This window comes from Pseudoalteromonas sp. 1CM17D, assembly GCF_023161805.1.
Classification (GTDB): domain Bacteria; phylum Pseudomonadota; class Gammaproteobacteria; order Enterobacterales; family Alteromonadaceae; genus Pseudoalteromonas; species Pseudoalteromonas atlantica.
This window is the reverse complement of sequence record NZ_JALNTP010000001.1, coordinates 108,094-124,885: the sequence shown is the minus strand read 5'-3', so window position 1 is coordinate 124,885 and position 16,792 is coordinate 108,094. Positions and strand designations below refer to the sequence as shown.

The 16,792-nt window shown below is 40.9% G+C and carries 13 protein-coding genes and 1 riboswitch; of the genes, 10 read left to right on the top strand and 3 right to left on the bottom strand.

The window, feature by feature from the left end; genetic code table 11:
• The first annotated feature begins 122 nt into the window (after positions 1-122).
• Positions 123-1,568 (top strand): exodeoxyribonuclease I, encoded by a 1,446-nt coding sequence (gene sbcB / locus MSC25_RS00515; protein WP_248442099.1) that lies wholly within the window; start codon positions 123-125, stop codon positions 1,566-1,568.
• 776 nt (positions 1,569-2,344) lie between these two features.
• Here sbcB and MSC25_RS00510 read toward each other — a convergent pair.
• Complete coding sequence (locus MSC25_RS00510) at positions 2,345-3,226, bottom strand: NAD(P)-dependent oxidoreductase (protein WP_248442098.1); 882 nt, start codon at positions 3,224-3,226, stop codon at positions 2,345-2,347.
• A gap of 116 nt (positions 3,227-3,342) precedes the next feature.
• On the opposite strand from MSC25_RS00510, the gene MSC25_RS00505 reads away from it, so the two are divergent.
• Both MSC25_RS00505 and MSC25_RS00500 read left to right on the top strand, forming a co-directional pair.
• Positions 3,343-3,894, top strand: a complete 552-nt coding sequence (locus MSC25_RS00505; RefSeq protein WP_248442097.1) for a glutathione peroxidase — start codon at positions 3,343-3,345, stop codon at positions 3,892-3,894.
• 303 nt (positions 3,895-4,197) lie between these two features.
• Positions 4,198-5,178 carry a 2-hydroxyacid dehydrogenase gene (locus tag MSC25_RS00500; protein ID WP_248442096.1) on the top strand — a complete coding sequence of 327 codons (981 nt, stop codon included), beginning with the start codon at positions 4,198-4,200 and terminating at the stop codon, positions 5,176-5,178.
• Between the two features lie 67 nt (positions 5,179-5,245).
• On the opposite strand, the gene MSC25_RS00495 is transcribed toward MSC25_RS00500, so the two are convergent.
• The gene (locus MSC25_RS00495; RefSeq protein ID WP_248442095.1) at positions 5,246-6,568 is read right to left on the bottom strand and encodes a sodium-dependent transporter; all 1,323 of its coding nucleotides are present in this window, start codon (positions 6,566-6,568) and stop codon (positions 5,246-5,248) included.
• Positions 6,569-6,706: 138 nt separating this feature from the next.
• Between MSC25_RS00495 and MSC25_RS00490 the strand changes: the two genes are divergently transcribed.
• Positions 6,707-7,453, top strand: a complete 747-nt coding sequence (locus tag MSC25_RS00490; RefSeq protein WP_248442094.1) for a 4'-phosphopantetheinyl transferase superfamily protein — start codon at positions 6,707-6,709, stop codon at positions 7,451-7,453.
• 15 nt (positions 7,454-7,468) lie between these two features.
• Here the strand turns inward: MSC25_RS00490 and lysC are convergent, their stop codons facing one another.
• Complete coding sequence (lysC, locus tag MSC25_RS00485; RefSeq protein ID WP_248442093.1) at positions 7,469-8,854, bottom strand: lysine-sensitive aspartokinase 3; 1,386 nt, start codon at positions 8,852-8,854, stop codon at positions 7,469-7,471.
• Between the two features lie 76 nt (positions 8,855-8,930).
• Positions 8,931-9,103: riboswitch (Lysine riboswitch) on the bottom strand.
• Positions 9,104-9,393: 290 nt separating this feature from the next.
• On the opposite strand from lysC, the gene MSC25_RS00480 reads away from it, so the two are divergent.
• The 6 genes from MSC25_RS00480 to MSC25_RS00455 all read left to right on the top strand — a co-directional run bounded on the left by MSC25_RS00480 (position 9,394) and on the right by MSC25_RS00455 (position 16,715).
• The gene (locus MSC25_RS00480; RefSeq protein ID WP_248442092.1) at positions 9,394-10,665 is read left to right on the top strand and encodes a hypothetical protein; all 1,272 of its coding nucleotides are present in this window, start codon (positions 9,394-9,396) and stop codon (positions 10,663-10,665) included.
• Positions 10,666-10,668: 3 nt separating this feature from the next.
• Positions 10,669-11,217, top strand: a complete 549-nt coding sequence (locus tag MSC25_RS00475) for a hypothetical protein (RefSeq protein WP_248442091.1) — start codon at positions 10,669-10,671, stop codon at positions 11,215-11,217.
• Positions 11,214-13,991: an ATPase gene (locus tag MSC25_RS00470; protein ID WP_248442090.1), complete on the top strand. Its 2,778-nt coding sequence runs from the start codon at positions 11,214-11,216 to the stop codon at positions 13,989-13,991. The genes MSC25_RS00475 and MSC25_RS00470 overlap by 4 nt, the downstream gene beginning before the upstream one ends.
• Before the next feature lie 108 nt (positions 13,992-14,099).
• A complete protein-coding gene (locus MSC25_RS00465) occupies positions 14,100-14,651 on the top strand; it encodes a DUF4136 domain-containing protein (protein WP_004587699.1) in 552 nt (183 codons plus the stop codon).
• 183 nt (positions 14,652-14,834) lie between these two features.
• The gene (locus MSC25_RS00460; RefSeq protein ID WP_248442089.1) at positions 14,835-15,845 is read left to right on the top strand and encodes a hypothetical protein; all 1,011 of its coding nucleotides are present in this window, start codon (positions 14,835-14,837) and stop codon (positions 15,843-15,845) included.
• Between the two features lie 3 nt (positions 15,846-15,848).
• Positions 15,849-16,715 (top strand): SUMF1/EgtB/PvdO family nonheme iron enzyme, encoded by an 867-nt coding sequence (locus MSC25_RS00455; RefSeq protein WP_096041531.1) that lies wholly within the window; start codon positions 15,849-15,851, stop codon positions 16,713-16,715.
• Positions 16,716-16,792 lie beyond the last annotated feature (77 nt).

The following is a 16,792-nucleotide window of genomic DNA, read 5'->3' as shown; positions in this document are numbered from 1 at the left end:
TCCCTTATCAATCGCAAACCTATAAACTCCCTCGCCCATATGCCATAATCTAAATAATTCATTATTTTAGTAACTTGGCGTGCATTTAGGCGTTTTTAAGTTAACTTCTCAGGGTTTTTAGCATGGCATATCAAGAGCAAAATCAAGCAACAATCTACTGGCACGATTATGAGACCTGGGGGGCGAGCCCTCAGAAGGATAAGCCGAGTCAGTTTGCGGGAATTCGTACCGATCTTGATTTAAATATAATTGGCGAGCCGCTTATTGAATATTGTAAGCCGCAAGCGGATTACTTGCCTCACCCTGAGGCATGTTTAATTACCGGTATTACGCCACAAGTGGCGATGCAAAAAGGTTTGGTTGAGGCTGAGTTTATAGCCAAAATTCACGCTGAATTTAGTGCGCCAAACACCTGTGTGGCTGGTTATAACAGTATTCGCTTTGATGACGAAGTAAGCCGTTATAGCTTTTACCGTAACTTTTACGACCCGTACGAGCGCGAATATAAAAACAATAACAGCCGCTGGGATATTATTGATTTAGTACGTGCGTGTTATGCGCTGCGCCCTGAGGGGATTGAATGGCCGTTAAAAGAAGACGGCAGCCCGAGCTTTAAGCTTGAACATTTAACGGTAGCTAATGGCATTGAACACGCCGCTGCTCACGATGCGCTAAGCGATGTAACTGCCACTATTGCACTGGCTAAACTTATAAAAGAAAAACAACCAAAGCTTTATAACTTCTTTTTTGGGCTGCGTAATAAAAAAGCGCTTGGTGAGTTAGTTGATGTATTTAACATGACGCCGCTGGTACACACATCATCGCGTATTCCTGCAACGCAAGGCTGTACTACGTGGGTGGCGCCTATGAGCTTTCATCCGGTAAATAAAAACGCCATTATATGTTTTGATTTAACCCAAAACCCGCAAGTATTGCTTGATTTAAACGTAGAAGAGTTACGTAAACGTTTATACACCAAACGTGTTGATTTAGCCGAGGGTGATTTACCTGTTGGTTTAAAATTGGTGCATTTAAACAAGTGCCCTATTTTAGCGCCTGCTAAAACGTTATTACCTGAAAATGCAGCCCGTTTAGGCATTGACCGCGAGCAATGCCTCGCTAATTTAGCTATTTTAAAAGCCAATACCGAGCTTCGCGATAAAGTAACCGAAGTGTTTAATGAAAAAGGCGGTTACAGCGCAACCACTAACGTTGATTACTTACTTTACGATGGCTTTACAAGCCATGCCGACAAAGCTAAATTTGCGATTATTCGCGATGCTAAACCAGACGAGCTAGCGGGCTTAAATTTAGATTTTGAAGATAAAAAGTTCAATACATTACTGTTTAGATACCGCGCGCGAAACTGGCCTGAAACGCTCAACCAGCAAGAGCTTGACCAATGGCGTCAGTATTGCCAAAACAAGTTAATGCACGGAGAAGATCAACCCTCAATTAGTGCACAAGATTTTATGATCACCCTTGAAAACTTGGCCCATGAGCACGACGACAGCGAAAAAAACCTAACCATTTTAAAGGCTTTGTATAACTACGCGCAAAGCATGTAATTTAGTTTAAGTTTGTGTAGAACACTTTTAAAACGCGACACTTTAGCAATAAAGTGTCGCGTTTTTTGTTTTATATAACTTTACTACTACAATCAAAGCCAAAATTTTTTGCACAAAGAGAAACGAATGAGAAGTAAATGAGAAAACATAAAGGCCAACAACAATCTTTTTAGAACTATCACTGCCTCTAAAAGCGAAGCGCCTCTTATCCTCTTTGTGAATAAATTACTTTACGGGCTTTGCCCGTCACGTAAGCAAGCTTCGCGTCTACAAGTAAAACCCATGTCTACACCAGCGTGGTAGAGGTAGAGCTTGCTCACGTGATAAGCGCAGTTTTTTAAATATAAAATAATCCACAAAGAGAAGCGAATGAGGAGTAAATGAGAAGATATAAAAACAAAAACCTTTTTAGAACTATCTATTCCTCTAAAAGCGCAGCGCCTCTTATCCTCTTTGTGAATAAATCACTTTACGGGCTTTGCCCATCACGCAAGCAAGCTTCGCGTCTACAAGTAAAACCCATATCTACACCTTAGCGGTAGACGTAGAGCTTGCTCACATGAAAAGCGCAGCTTTTAATTACATAAATAAAACACTACTCACAAAGAGAAGCGAATGAGAAGTAAATGAGAAAACATAAAAACAACAACCTTTTAGATCTATCTCTTCCTCTAAAAGCGCAGCGCCTCTTACCTCTTTGTGAATAAATCACTTTACGGGCTTTGCCCATCACGCCAGCAAGCTTCGTGTTTACATTGATATACTCAATGTAAACGTTATTTTTTATGTAGTGCTTCAATGCGTGCTAGTAAGCTTGATGTATCGTATCGGCCGCCACCAAGCGCTTGTACGTCGGCGTAATATTGATCAACCGTTGCGGTCATCGGTAACGTAGCGCCGTTGTTTTTAGCTTCATCAAGCGCGATGCCTAAATCTTTGCGCATCCAATCTACGGCAAAACCAAACTCGTACTCACCTGCCCACATTGTTTTATAGCGGTTTTCCATTTGCCACGAACCCGCAGCCCCTTTTGAAATGGTTTCAATTACCTTTTCACCATCAAGCCCTGCTTGTTTAGCAAAGTGTAAGCCCTCGGCTAAGCCTTGCACTACGCCGGCAATACAAATTTGATTAACCATTTTACATAACTGCCCTGCGCCCACATCGCCTAATAACTGGCTAAAACGGCTATATGCCGCCATTACGGGTTGCACTTTAGTGAAAACAGCTTCGTTACCGCCAGCCATGACTGTAAGCACGCCGTTTTCAGCACCTGCTTGTCCGCCTGATACAGGCGCGTCTATAAAATCGATATTTTGCAAGGCTGCTTTTTCTGCTACTTCACGGGCTACTTCGGCCGATGTCGTTGTATGGTCAACCAAAATGCTATTAACGGCCATCCCCGCTAAAACACCATTTTCACCATAAACAACCGCACGTAAGTCATCATCATTACCTACACACATAAATACAATATCAGCATTATTAGCAGCTTCTCGCGGCGTGGTAGCAAAACCTCCTGCATACTCATCTACCCAGCTTTGCGCCTTTGCTTGAGTGCGGTTATATACACACACATTAAAGCCCGCTTTTGCTAAATGCCCTGCCATTGGGTAACCCATTACCCCTAAACCTATAAATGCAACATTGATTGACATAAAAGTGCCTTATTTTCCTGCTAACTTAGAAACTATGCCCGATTATGTCAATCGGCTGCTTAAAAAGCGAATTAAGTCTTTATAAATTTCCAACGTAAGGAAATAAGTAGGTAACCATGGATAGTATTTATCAATTTAGTGCCCCTTTGTACAACAGCAAAAGCTTTGCGCTTAGCCAGCTAAAAGGCAAAACAGTACTTATTGTTAATACAGCAAGTAAGTGCAATTTTTCGGTGCAATTAAGTTCGCTAGAAAAGCTCTATCAAGAATATAAAAATAGCGGTTTCACTATCTTAGCGTTTCCGTGTCATCAATTTGGCCAAAACGAGCCGCTTGATAACCTCGCAATTAAAGACTTTTATCAAGGACAATTTGACGTGTCGTTCAAAGTGTTTGGTAAGGTAATGGTAAATGGGCCCGAGGCGCATCCGCTGTTTAATTACTTAAAGTCGCATACCCGTGGTATTTCGCAAAACCGCGCAGTAAAGTGGAACTTCACCAAGTTTTTAATTAACCCACAAGGTCAGCTCGTTGCACGTTATGCGCCGCGCACCAAGCCCGAAACGCTTAAACAGGTCATAGAGGCAAATTTACCTAGCGCACTAAACGCTAATAATTTAAATAACGCAAAAATAATACCCAACTTTAATGCATTAAAAGGCGCTTAATTATTCTAAATCAATAAATGGGTGGTTACTCAAGCATGCTTTATTAAACTAGTTTAAGGTTACGTATAATACCAATCGGCAATAATACTTAATCATTTTTAGGGGCTAAACGTGTCGCTATCTGCGTTAAAAAACTCTCATTTACGACTGCATGGATGCAGAAGGTAGAGCAATGCAGGAGCAATTGCCGAGAACAACTAAATAGCGAATTTTTTGCCTTGCTATAAACACGTTTTTCCATCCTCAAAATGGAGCACTTGATTATGCGCATTGGTATAACAGCTAGGCTTTGGAGTAAATAACATGAACATTGCTTTTTTTAGTACGCAAAAATACGAGCAGCCTTTTTTTGAGCGCAGTATTAACAAACACCCTCAAATAGAGATTTGTTACTTTGAGCAAGCACTGAACGAGCAAACAGCCCTGCTTGCTAAAGGGTTTGATGCTGTGTGTGTATTTGTAAACGACACAGTTAACGCCCTCGTTATTGAGCACCTTGCTGAGCAAGGAATTAATACTATTTTACTTCGCTGCGCAGGGTTTAATAATGTTGATTTAGTGGCTGCCAAAGCACACAACATTAAGGTATTACGAGTACCCGCCTACAGCCCAGAAGCCGTAGCTGAGCACTGTGTTGCACTTATGCTTACCCTTAGCCGTAAAACACATAAAGCCTATAACCGCGTACGCGAAGACAACTTTGATTTAAACGGTTTATTAGGCTTTAACTTACACGGCAAAACAGTTGGCATTATAGGTTGTGGTAAAATTGGCCTTGCCCTTTGTAATATTTTAAATGGCTTTGGCGCGCATGTTTTAGTGTGCGACCCTTATGCAACACCTGGCAATTACACCATTACCGATTTAGATTCGCTGCTTACTCAAAGCGATATAATTTCATTGCACTGCCCACTGAATGAGCAAACACATCATTTAATAAATGACGATGCATTTAATAAAATGAAACCTGGGGTAATGCTAATTAACACTTCGCGTGGTGCGCTACTTAATAGCAAAGCGTGTATAAATGCGCTTAAAACTAAAAAGCTAGGGTATTTAGGGCTTGATGTGTACGAGCAGGAGTCGGAGCTATTTTTTAAAAACCATAGCGACGAGATAAACCAAGACGATATATTCTCACGCTTAGTTAGTTTTAAAAACGTATTAATAACTGGCCACCAAGGCTTTTTTACTCAAGAAGCCCTTAGCAAAATTGCCAATACCACCATACAAAACGCAATAGAAATTAATGAACAGAGACCTTTAACTAATGAGGTTTTATAAAGCCGCGGCCCATTAATTTAGCTTTACCCGTTTTGCTATTTACATAACGGGTAAAGCTTAAAATACTCTAGCCAAACGCAACGTTTGCAAAAACAAGAGTCATTAATACTGGGCACACAAAACGAATGTATTGAGCAAACCAGTAATGCGCGCCGGTGCTGGCTTTATGAAGCTTATTACCGCGTTTCCACATCCAACCTGCGGTTATAAAATAAAATAGCCCCATAAGTGGTAGTTGGTACTGAGTAAATAGCATGATTACTAAACCAAATAGCCACTCAAAGTTTAATATTATTGCACTAGCGCATATTAACACCACTAGGCTAACGGCCCACGTTGCTTTAGTACGATCTACGCGGTGGTTTTCTACTAAAAACGCTACCGGTATTTCTGTGGTAGAAATAGTCGATGTAACCGATGCAATCGACATAAGTACAAAAAACAGTAACCCAATTAGTAAACCAATTTCGCCCATGGTACTAAAAAGCTCAGGTAAAATAGCAAATATAAGCTGCCCTTCACCTATAAGTTTTCCGCCGCTAAACACCTCTACTCCGTTATGCTGCGCTACATAAATTGCAGGCACTATCAGTAAACCTGCTAAAAAGGCCACGCTGGTATCAAGCAGTGCAACGCTTGCAGTTAGTTTTGGCAGGTTTGCATCTGGCTGCAGGTACGAGCCATAAATCATCATGCAGCCAACCCCTAATGAGAGCGAGAAAAACGCCTGCCCCATTGCAGCAATGATTAAATTTGGGTCAAGCACTTGGCTAAAATTAGGAATTAAATAAGCAGCAAACCCTTCGCTGGCGCCTTCTAAACTGGCTATATAAAAAATTAAGCCTATTAGTAGCACCAATAACAATGGCATTAAACGGCGTGACCAGGTTTCAATCCCAGATTTAACCCCTTTTAAAATAATACTGGCGGTTAAAATAAGCATAAGCGGCGTAAATATAAAATTACGCACCATAGAGTCGCTGTGTAAAAATTCGCTTGCGGCGGTAAAACCAAAAAATTTAGTAATAGGCTCTATCGCGTAAGAGAGCATCCACCCAGCTACAATAGAATAAAAGCTAAGCATAACCACAGCGCCAGCAAGGCCAATATATCCTGCGGCAGCCCCTACTTTTTTGTTGGTATTTTGCCACGCATTACCCAATGCTTTTACTGGGTTTGCTTGCGCTTGGTGGCCTAAATAAAGTTCGGTATAAAGCGCAGGTAGCGCAAGTAAAAATATAACTACAAAGTAAACCAATAAAAATGCACCGCCACCATGGTTGGCCGCCTGCGTAGGAAAACCCCAAATATTACCTAAACCCACTGCTGCGCCTGCAGCGGCTAAAACAAAACCAAAACGGCTTTGAAATCCATCACGCACTTGTGCCATACATCTACAAATTCTGTTATTCTTTGATTATTGTGAATTAAACCATATTTAATGCCAACTGAGTAATAAAATTGCTTTTGGCATAAATAAGCGCTGTTAACCGCTCATAATTACAGCACTCACTTATTTTAAGCGCGTATGACTAACCACTTTTTTAAAAACACCCTAAGTATTGCTCCCTCTTTTTATAGCGATTTATCCCCTAACAACAATACTATTTTAGTGTTTAATGCCAACACACTTAATGTAGAACACCTTGATTTAACCCAGTACCTAAGCCCATTTGAGCTAAGCGTTATAAATCGCCGTAAACGCATGCAAGCAAAGCAAGAATATGTAGCATCGCGCATATTACTAAAGCAACTTGCAAAGCATACTCAGCCCCAATACGCACACATACCGCTTAATAAAATGAGCACCCACTTTAATGAAGAGTGCTCAAAACTGCAGCTCCATATAAACCACACCGTTATTAATACCTGTATTTCGCACTCACATGGCTTAGTTGGAGTAGCACTGAATGTTACTAAGTCGGAGTTTGGCTTTGATATTGAAAAAATAAACTTAAAACGCCCATTCGAAAAGCTCGCTAAGCATTTTTATCATAAGGCTGAAATTGCCTTAATTACCGCGCCTTTGGCTATAAAAGAGCAAGCCTACCGCTTTTTTAGAATTTGGACCTTAAAAGAGGCACTCGCTAAAGCAACTAGCCGCCCAATAGCGCAATTGCTTAGCCCAAATGTATTTGATGAATTTTCTTTGTTAAACCTTACAGCATCGAGTAACAGCATAACGGTTGCCAATGAGGAGTTTGATATAAGCGTGGCGCATAAAAAAAGCACCGACTGGCGGTGCTTTATACTTAATAACTTGGATACTGAATAACTTGGCTTTAAAAGCTTAAGCAGCGCTTTCTAATAAGCGGCTGTGTATTGCTTGTACCACGGTATCTGATTCGCTTTGCTCTACTAAAAAGCATAAGTTGTGCTTACTTGCACCATGACAAATTAAACGAATATTAAACTCTTTTAATACGTTCATTAGGTTCATTTCGTGCTGGCGTAGCTGTATTTCAGAGCCTATAAGCGCCACTAAGGTTAAGTTGTTTTCAACCGATACATGACAAAATTCGGCCAATTTATCTAAACACGCTTGCTCAAGCTCAGGTCGCGAGGCATTAGGCGCGTTATCGAGCGTAATGGCAACACTAATTTCTGAGGTAGTCACTAAGTCTACCGATATATTAAATTCACTCAAAATGGTAAATACACGGGCCAAAAAGCCACTTGCTAATAACATTTCTGGGCTTTTAAGCGTTAGCAATATTTGGTTTTTACGCTGCGTAACGGCACGAATACCTGGCTGCTGCGATTTTTCACGCTCAATCCACGTCCCCCCGCGCTCTGGCTCGCGGCTAGAGCCTACAAATACATTAATATGGCTACGGCTTGCTGGTAAAATAGTCGCAGGGTGCAATACTTTTGCGCCAAATGTCGCCATTTCTGCGGCTTCATCAAAGCTTAAACGGGCAATTGGCGTTGCCTTAGCGCATAAACGCGGGTCGGTGCTAAAAATACCCACTACATCGGTCCAAATGTGTACACTTTTAGCGTTAATAGCCTCTGCTAATAACGCCGCACTGTAGTCAGAGCCACCACGACCAAGCGTTGTGGTTTGGCCAAATTCATCACTACCAATAAACCCTTGTGTAACTATTACTTGCTCATCTAATAACGGAATTAACAGGTCTTTAGCGGCTTGTGCAGTGGCCGCAACATCGGGCGTTGCTTTACCAAATTGGCTGTCTGTTTTAAGCACTTTGCGTACATCAAACCTATCTGCATTTAAGCCTTTTAAGCGCAGCACTTGAGCAAATAAATAAGACGATAAACGCTCGCCAAAGCTAAGCAGCTCATCGTGTTGTTGATCAGTGGTGAGTGTTTCAAGGGCTAAAATTTGAAATGCTTTTAACGTTTCGTTAAAACCCACCGCTAAATCGGCATCAAGCGACAGCTCATCTAAAATAGCCTGTTGAATAGCTAATACGCCATCTATGTGTGCTTGGCGCTGCTCTTTACTAAGGTCGGGTTTGCACAGTGCAACTAAGTGGTTAGTTACGCCGGCACTGGCGCTCACAGCTACAATACGTACGCTTTTATCTGCAACAATAATTTCGCTGCAGCGACTCATCGCTTCAAAGTTTGCAACACTGGTTCCGCCAAATTTGGCAACGATGTAATCTGATTTTGCGCCTGATACTGTTTGTGGCACTGATTGGGTAGTCATTTCGTCTCCTTTCGCGGTATCCAAACCGCTAAAAAACAAGAAGAACTTGGCAAAGGAATGCAAATAAGATGAGTCCGCTGCCAGAAGCTCTCCACCTAAGTTGGTGACAGTTTTGGGGATTCAGCCCCATAAACCGAAAAACACGGTTGACGTAACCTTGTTTTCCTCGGCGAGTACTTCCCTCTTTAATGGTTATGGGCGTTCGTCACCTACCATTAAATACCTAAGTATCGCACCTCTTCTGAATGTTGTATTAACCTGTGGCTAATAAAACAAAACCCCACTGTGTAGCGGGGCTTTGAAAGTTATCGTTTAGACGTCTAGCTGTCAAGGTGTTTTAGCTAATATAACGCGAATAATTTAGCCAAGGTTTACATTGCTGGCTACTTTTACAGCGCTTAATGTAACTCGCCTGTACGCCAGCTAAAAAAATGTGTAAATTAAGCCAGTTAATAACGAGTACTTTTTATTATAAAAATATAAAAACTACGCTCTGCTTTAAGCGTAGTTAACTCATTACTAGGATGTATCACCGCATTATGATCCCAGCTAAAAAGCTGCTTAATACCCTTAGCGAACACTGGGGTGTTTTAGAGCTATTATTTAAACGTTTTAAAATGGCCGACTTTAGCCTCAAAGACGTGCAAAACGCCATTAAGCAAAAACAGCCCACATGGACAAACGAGCGCATATACAAAGAAACTAACCGTTTGCTCAATCAAGATATACTTATTCCATTGGCTAAATCATCCCAGCTTGAAATAAACCGCGCCATTGCCGATTTTGCGACCTTTTTATTACAAGAAGAACACCTAGGTTTAGCACAAGAAATTAGCGTTTTGGTTGATGATTTAGCACGCCTAGGAAACCGTTTAGATAATGCCGGCGAAATAGAAGACTTTGACGATTTACGCCGCTATAGCCGCATTATGGATGATCGGGTGCGTAAAATAATGAAGCTTTACGCGCACAACGAAAACGCTATTTTAAACATTGTTGAGCAAGCTAAATCTGATCACGCGGTGCAATCTTTGCAAAAGCGCTACAAAGCGGTAATAGAAGCCTTTGACGAATACATAGAGCCGATGCTTGAAATGGTCGATATTCGCGGTGACTTTCATGCCTGTTTTACACTTATTGAGCAACAAATAAGTAAGCAAATAGAGCACATTGAACGCTCAGGCAAAGCCTACAACGACAAACGTATGCTTGAGCAATTGCGTACTCGCATACTCGAAATGCATTTAGTTGGCCGAGAAAGCTTACGCAAAAGTGCCGATATGCTTATGCCACTGCGTGAAGAGCTACGCCGTAATAACCTAATTACCCGCCAGGCAGCCAAAGTGCTTGGCCTTGTGCGTAAAAATGGCGTAGACAACATGCTAAGCGCGGTACAACCAAATTTTGTAAGCGATGCGCAGCGTTATTCGCTTGGCCAGCAGCGTCATATAGTTGCCTATATGGCAAGCTTGGTAGAATTTGAACACGAAGAATACCAGCTCCCAGAGCAACAAGACGTGCCGGCATTTGTTACGCCAAACATTCCTGATTACCATGATGTTAAAAAAAGCTTTGCAAAACGCTTTAATAAAAAGCGTAAAAAGCCCCAGCCATTGCTGCAATTTTTAGATGAAAGCTACCCAGAATTAGACGCCGACGAAATGCTATTTTTATATCAAAAACTAGTCAGCGACAGTGAAATTCACATTAGCCAAAGCGATAAAAAAACACGCGTAAAAATTGCCGGTCAGCATTTTTCGTTATACCCATTTAATTCTGCGCCTCAGCCAGATACACAGGCAGACGAGTAACACATGACACATATAAACTTAGACGAGCTTACGCACCTACAAGCCATTAATAAAAAATTAGGTGCGGGTTACCATATTTGCGAACAAGACAACGTAATGTGGCAAGAGCTTGACCAGCACATAGAATCTTATAGCGCCTTATTTAGCGCCCTTGGCCACGATTTAAAACACGACAGCCGCGGCTTTTACTACTTTGGCAGCGACGAAAGCACGCCAAACATGGGTAAAATATCCCGTGCTATTGCACTGACTATTTACATTTTAATTGAGCATTTTGCCAATACGGGTAAAGACCCAATGCGTGCCCTATTTGATGAAGTAAACGATTTAGAACTGATGCAAACCTTAGTGCAAATTAATAAGCACTTGTTTGATCAGCTTGAGATATTTTCGGGCTCAGATTTACGAAAAGACGTATACCTGCGCATGGTACGTTTAGGCCTTGCCCGCGAAGTAGAAGGCGGCTTTATGCTACAAGCGCCTATTCACCGCTATATTGATGCACTTATGGAAGTAAACGAAGAAACCTACATTACAGAGGACGAGCAATGAAAAACTTATACGGACTAAGTAAACTCGCCCTACTTAATACCGCAGGTTATGCAAAATGTGTTATTCCGCTTGATAAAAGCAGCTCTATTTGTGCGCCAAACAATACCGGTAAAAGCTCGGTTATAAACGCCCTGCAATTTCCGCTAATAAACGATTTACGCTTAACCGAATGGGACGGGCACGATTTAGATGAAACCCGTAAATTTTATTTTTCATCAGATCAGTCGTACATTTTGCTCGAAGCCAACCTCCCCCATGGCTCGGTGGTTATTGGTGTAGCAGGCCTTGGTAAAATAGCCGGTTACGCGCATCAGTACTTTTGTTATCAGGGCAAACTTGATTTAGCGCAGTACACGCAAGGTAATACCATTATTAAGTTTACCAAGCTGTTTAATCATTTAAAAACGCAAGGTTACAACCCTATAGAGCTTAAAGCACAAGAGCTAAACGCCCTGCTTACCGGCGGCGCAACCCCTTTTGACGGCGACATTAATTTAAAAATGATCCCGCTTAATAACGTGCAAGACTCCGCCATTTATAAAGAAATTTTTAGGCGTATTCTTAACTTACACAAATTGGGTGCAAGCGATGTTAAACGCTTTATGCTACGTGTGTTTGAACGCCATATGTCTAACTCTAAAGTGGACTTTTACGAAGTATGGCGTCGCTCGTTTGATAAAGTAAATCGTGCTAAACGCGAGTTAAAAGCGCTTGAATCAATGCAAGAGCCAATAACAGCGCTTGAATCAATGCTTGAAAACCAAACCGTGCTTAAAGGTAAGTTAGCAGCCTACGCGCCTAAAATTGATCAAGCATTAATAGACTTTGATACCTACCAAGAAGAGCAACTAAGCGAACTAGCCATTGCCCTTGAAGACATAGAGCACGAAAAACACGAGTTTGAGCAAAAGCAAAGCTTATACGTACAGCAATCGCGCGATATAGAACGCAGGCAAACCCAAATTGAGCAATGGTTTTTAGATTACAGCGCTCTTAAAAGCGAGTTTGAACTGGTAAATAAAGCCACCCTTAAAACCAACCTTAGCCAACTTAAGCAAGACTACGAGTCGCTTTCGCACTCTATTACCAGCGCACAAGGGCAAAGCCTACACACGCTTGATTACCGCATTAGCGAAACGCAAAAGCAAATTAAAAGCTTAAAACTGCAGCTTAAAAACCTTGAGTTTAATTTGTTTACTCGAATGCGCGAAGACCTATCGCTTAAAGAAGTAGAAGAAATATCGCGCATTTTAAACCCCGATATACTCTCGTTTGCCACCACCAGCAATGGCGATATAACCATTGATGATGAAGACGCCTTTGGAGAATTTTTATCGCTATTAAGCGAAAACGTTAAAGGCGGTGTACTAACCCTACCAGGGGCAAGCATTAAACTTAAAAAACTTTCCCCAGTGCAAATGCAAAGCGGCGAAAACAAAGCCCAGCTTAGCGCTCAGCTAGACGCGCTGGAACGCTCGTTAAAAGAGTTTAAACAACAGCGCGAAGTAGCCGCTAACGTGGCCGATAAACAAAAAGAAAAAGATGCACTTTACGATGAGCTAATGAGCGCAGAGAGCGCCCTAAAACGCTTAGAGCAATTTGAGGTAATGCAGCAGTCGGTAGAAGCGCAATCCATGCTAAAAGAGCAGTTATTAGCAGAGCGCGAACAAGTTGACGACTACCTACAAGACATTCAAAAAAATAGTGGCTCAATTGCTGACAGGCGCTCGTTAATTAAATCTAAGCAAGAGCAAATTAGTCGCCAAACTGAGCGTCTACGCCAAGTTAAAAGCGAGCGAATTGACCACACGCTTGATTTATACAGCGGTAAAGTTACCCCGTATATGATTGATATAACAGTCGACTTTGATAACTTAAGCGACTTAGTACATCACTTTAATAAAGACTGCCAAGAGCTGCGCAACTTTGACATAAACGTACGTAATACCTATTTGCATGTATATAACGCGGGTATTACTAAGTTCGATAACGAAAACGACGAATTTACTAAATACCAAAAGTTGATTAGCGCATTTCATAACCTTGATAACGAACGCGATGCCGTTGAGCGCCAAGGCCGCGTAGCCCTGACCGAAGTAGCCGCCACAATTAAAGGCTTGCGTGAAGACTTAGACCGACTTCGCCGCGAAATGAACAGCTTTAATAAAGGGATAAGCCAGCACCGTATTTCTAACCTTCAAGCGTTTAAAATTAACGTAATACCGCGCAAAATGCTGGTTGATAGTATTGATACCATTATCAGCACGTCGCATCAGTTTGAACAAGGCGACACCCTTGATTTATTAAGCCAAGAACCTTACAGCGAAAGCGCGGTAAACGAATCAAAAGATCACCTAATAAAACTTGCCTCCGACAAAGCAGGCCTTACATTAACTGATTTATTTGATATTCGTTTTGAAGTGGTTAACCGCGCAGGTGAAACCGAACACTTTGAAAAAATCGATTCAGCCGGTTCAAACGGGACGCGGATTACTATTAAGTTATTATGTGGCATGTTGTTTATTCGTTACTTATTAAGCGATCAGGAACAAAACCTTTACCGTATACCTATTTATATTGATGAAGCGGCCGACATTGACCCGCAAAACCAAAAAGCAATCATAGAAACGGCACTGAGCTTTGGCTTTGTGCCAATTTTTGCCTCGGTTAAGCCGCAGGTAAGCTGTGATTACATTGTACCTATTCGTTCAGTAAAAGATGGCGCCCAAAACTGGGTAGACGAAAAAGACTGGATTGAAGTTGAACACAATTAATTGGCCGTTAAGGCAAACCAACTAAACTAAAATATAGGACGTTAAACTAATACACATTTAAACGATGTGTGTTATTTTAAATTAACGCATTTTATTGGAGCAAAGGTAATGAAAAATATACTTATTGTTGCAGCGCTGACATTACTTACAGCCTGTACGCAAACCCCAGACTGGGATTACGACAAATCAGCCAACTTTAGTAATTTTAAAACATTTGCTTGGGTAGAAAACGCGAGCCTAACCAAAGACACCACAAACTACCAAATTAACGGCTTAATGGAAAAACGTGTACGTACTGCCGTTAATAAAGAGCTTAGCCAAACATTAGGTATGAGCTTAGTAGACCCAGCCCAAGCTGACGTACTAGTTAACTACCATGCATCGGTAGATAAAGAGCTAGAAGTAGACAGCTTTAACGTAGGCTACGGCGCACGTTGGGGATACTGGGGTACGGGTTTTCAACGCGACATTAGCGCCCGCGAATACGAAGTGGGTACGTTAGTAATTGATATTATTGACCGCGAATCAAACCAACTTGTATGGCGCGGCGCAAAAGAAGGCCGTTTAAAGAAAAAACAATCGCCTGAGCAACGCGAAGCATCAATTAAAGAAACAGTCGCTAATATTTTAAGCAACTTCCCGCCGCAAAAGCAGCAGTAAGTTAAAATTAGCGTTAAATAAGTTTTAAAAAGCTCACATTATGTGGGCTTTTTTGTGGGTAAAAATAATACCCAGTCTTAATTAGCGCACCGTCGTTAATTTGGCAAAATATTCAAAGGAAGAAATTTAAATCTGATAAGTATTATGATAAATTGGGAACAAATATTTAAAGGAATAAATAGTATGTCATTAGATCCAACCTTCGAACTTAAAATTAAAAATCTATTCCCTAAGGAAGTCTTACGTGAAATGTTTGCTTCATTAGACTCTGATCCAGAATTTAGACACGCTGGCGTTATCTTCGAGGCCGAGAAAGATAGTATTGCAAAACTCTCTGTAAATCCTGGTAGTTTACTTTTAAATCCAAGTAGCCATTATAACAGTAAAATATTAAGAGTAAGTTGCAGAGCAGATAGGAAAAATATTTATATTCGCGAATATATTTTTCCTAAACAAATGAAAGCCGATAAAAGAATAGATAAAATTAATTCCTCACTTTACGATGAATCATTTAATGCTTTTGTCTCGTGTGCCGGAGCCGCATCAGGTTGGGTGTTAGTATTTGCAGAGATGGGAGGCGGGGCTGCAAGCTTCGGTGCTACATGGGCTGCGATTCCATTAACTTTGACATCTACTACCGCCGCCACTTTTCAATGTGGAGTTAGTACTGGGCGTGTATTTAATCACCTAAGCGGCAATGCAGAATATAATCAATGGCTTGATACATCTCCTACTTTTTCAACTTTGATGGTTACATTAGATGTTATTCAAGTTGCCGACTTAACTAAAGCAGGTTTAGAAGCTGGTTCTTTACTCGTTAAATTTAGTCAAAATAAAGCTTTAGGACAGAATAAACTATTAAAAATGTATAAAGGAATGACTCGGGAAAATCGTAAAAAGCTTGCAGTAGAACTTTTGAAACTTAAAAAGCCTGAGTTAACCAAAAACCAAAAATTACTTAAGCAAGTTTTGAGAGGGCAAACTCTTCTCGATGATGGCACTAAAGCAACAAAGGTATACACTCAGGCACAAGTACAGAGGTTAATCAGAAGCTCTTTTTACAAGGCATTTCTAACTAAAACATCATTAGCTACTGGAGCAGGAACTGCAGCCACGATGTATGGAAGCGTAAATGGCTTACATAATAAAATAAGAAATTCAGCAAGCTATATTATTGGCATAACTACAGAGTGATATATGTTAAATAAATTAAAAGTTAAATATCTCGTTGTTATTTTAATTTTGATTGGGTTCAGTATCGGCTTTTTTAATATTAGCTGGCCTAGTTTTAAAATCTCTAACCATAAAATCACTTATATACAAGATAAACTTAAAAGCGGTGAATTATCACCTAAAATGGTAATAATACCGCCAGGTACAGGCACCATAGGCGGTGAAAATTTTCGCTCTTTTCAAGATGAAGCCCCTATTTTTAAAGCAGTAATAAAAGAAAGCTATGCACTAAGTGAAACCGAGATTACTTTTGCACAATATGATCAGTTTTGTAAAACCGGAATTAGGTCGTGTCCTAACGATGAAGGCTGGGGGCGTGGTAAGCAACCTGTTGTAAATATATCTTGGTTTGATGCTGTTGCTTACACAAAGTGGTTGAGCAAAGAAACTGGCAATATTTATCGCCTGCCTAGCGAAGTTGAGTGGGAATACGCAGCTCGCGCTGGATCAACGAGTAAGTTTTGGTGGGGTAATGATTATGAACAAGGCATTGATCACTGCGATAGAGATTTAGGGGGTTGTCCAAAGGGGGCTGATTTAGGACACCCTTGGCATGTAGGTATTTTAAAGCCAAACCCTTTTGGCTTATACGACGTCACTTCTAATGTCTATGAGTGGGTAGAGGACTGTTATGTAGATAATCATAACAATGCAACAAAGACTATTGCTCCTATTAAAATAATTAACTGTAAGAATAAAACGGTTAAAGGGGCTAGTTGGACCATGCCACAGCCTCATGTGCATCACTCACTTAGAATGGGTTTTACTATAAATTCGAGAGCTAACTCTATTGGTTTTAGGGTCTTAAGAGAAATTAAAAAAGTTAAATAAAGGATTAAAATGAAACCTACATGCCCTTGTTGCCATCATAAGATCAAAAGTACGGAAATAAAAAATACCAATAAAAA

Coding starts and splice junctions, on each gene's coding strand:
- sbcB (WP_248442099.1), top strand. CDS start 123: ATGGCATATCAAGAGCAAAATCAAGCAACAATCTACTGGCACGATTAT.
- MSC25_RS00510 (WP_248442098.1), bottom strand. CDS start 3,226: ATGTCAATCAATGTTGCATTTATAGGTTTAGGGGTAATGGGTTACCCA.
- MSC25_RS00505 (WP_248442097.1), top strand. CDS start 3,343: ATGGATAGTATTTATCAATTTAGTGCCCCTTTGTACAACAGCAAAAGC.
- MSC25_RS00500 (WP_248442096.1), top strand. CDS start 4,198: ATGAACATTGCTTTTTTTAGTACGCAAAAATACGAGCAGCCTTTTTTT.
- MSC25_RS00495 (WP_248442095.1), bottom strand. CDS start 6,568: ATGGCACAAGTGCGTGATGGATTTCAAAGCCGTTTTGGTTTTGTTTTA.
- MSC25_RS00490 (WP_248442094.1), top strand. CDS start 6,707: ATGACTAACCACTTTTTTAAAAACACCCTAAGTATTGCTCCCTCTTTT.
- lysC (WP_248442093.1), bottom strand. CDS start 8,854: ATGACTACCCAATCAGTGCCACAAACAGTATCAGGCGCAAAATCAGAT.
- MSC25_RS00480 (WP_248442092.1), top strand. CDS start 9,394: ATGATCCCAGCTAAAAAGCTGCTTAATACCCTTAGCGAACACTGGGGT.
- MSC25_RS00475 (WP_248442091.1), top strand. CDS start 10,669: ATGACACATATAAACTTAGACGAGCTTACGCACCTACAAGCCATTAAT.
- MSC25_RS00470 (WP_248442090.1), top strand. CDS start 11,214: ATGAAAAACTTATACGGACTAAGTAAACTCGCCCTACTTAATACCGCA.
- MSC25_RS00465 (WP_004587699.1), top strand. CDS start 14,100: ATGAAAAATATACTTATTGTTGCAGCGCTGACATTACTTACAGCCTGT.
- MSC25_RS00460 (WP_248442089.1), top strand. CDS start 14,835: ATGTCATTAGATCCAACCTTCGAACTTAAAATTAAAAATCTATTCCCT.
- MSC25_RS00455 (WP_096041531.1), top strand. CDS start 15,849: ATGTTAAATAAATTAAAAGTTAAATATCTCGTTGTTATTTTAATTTTG.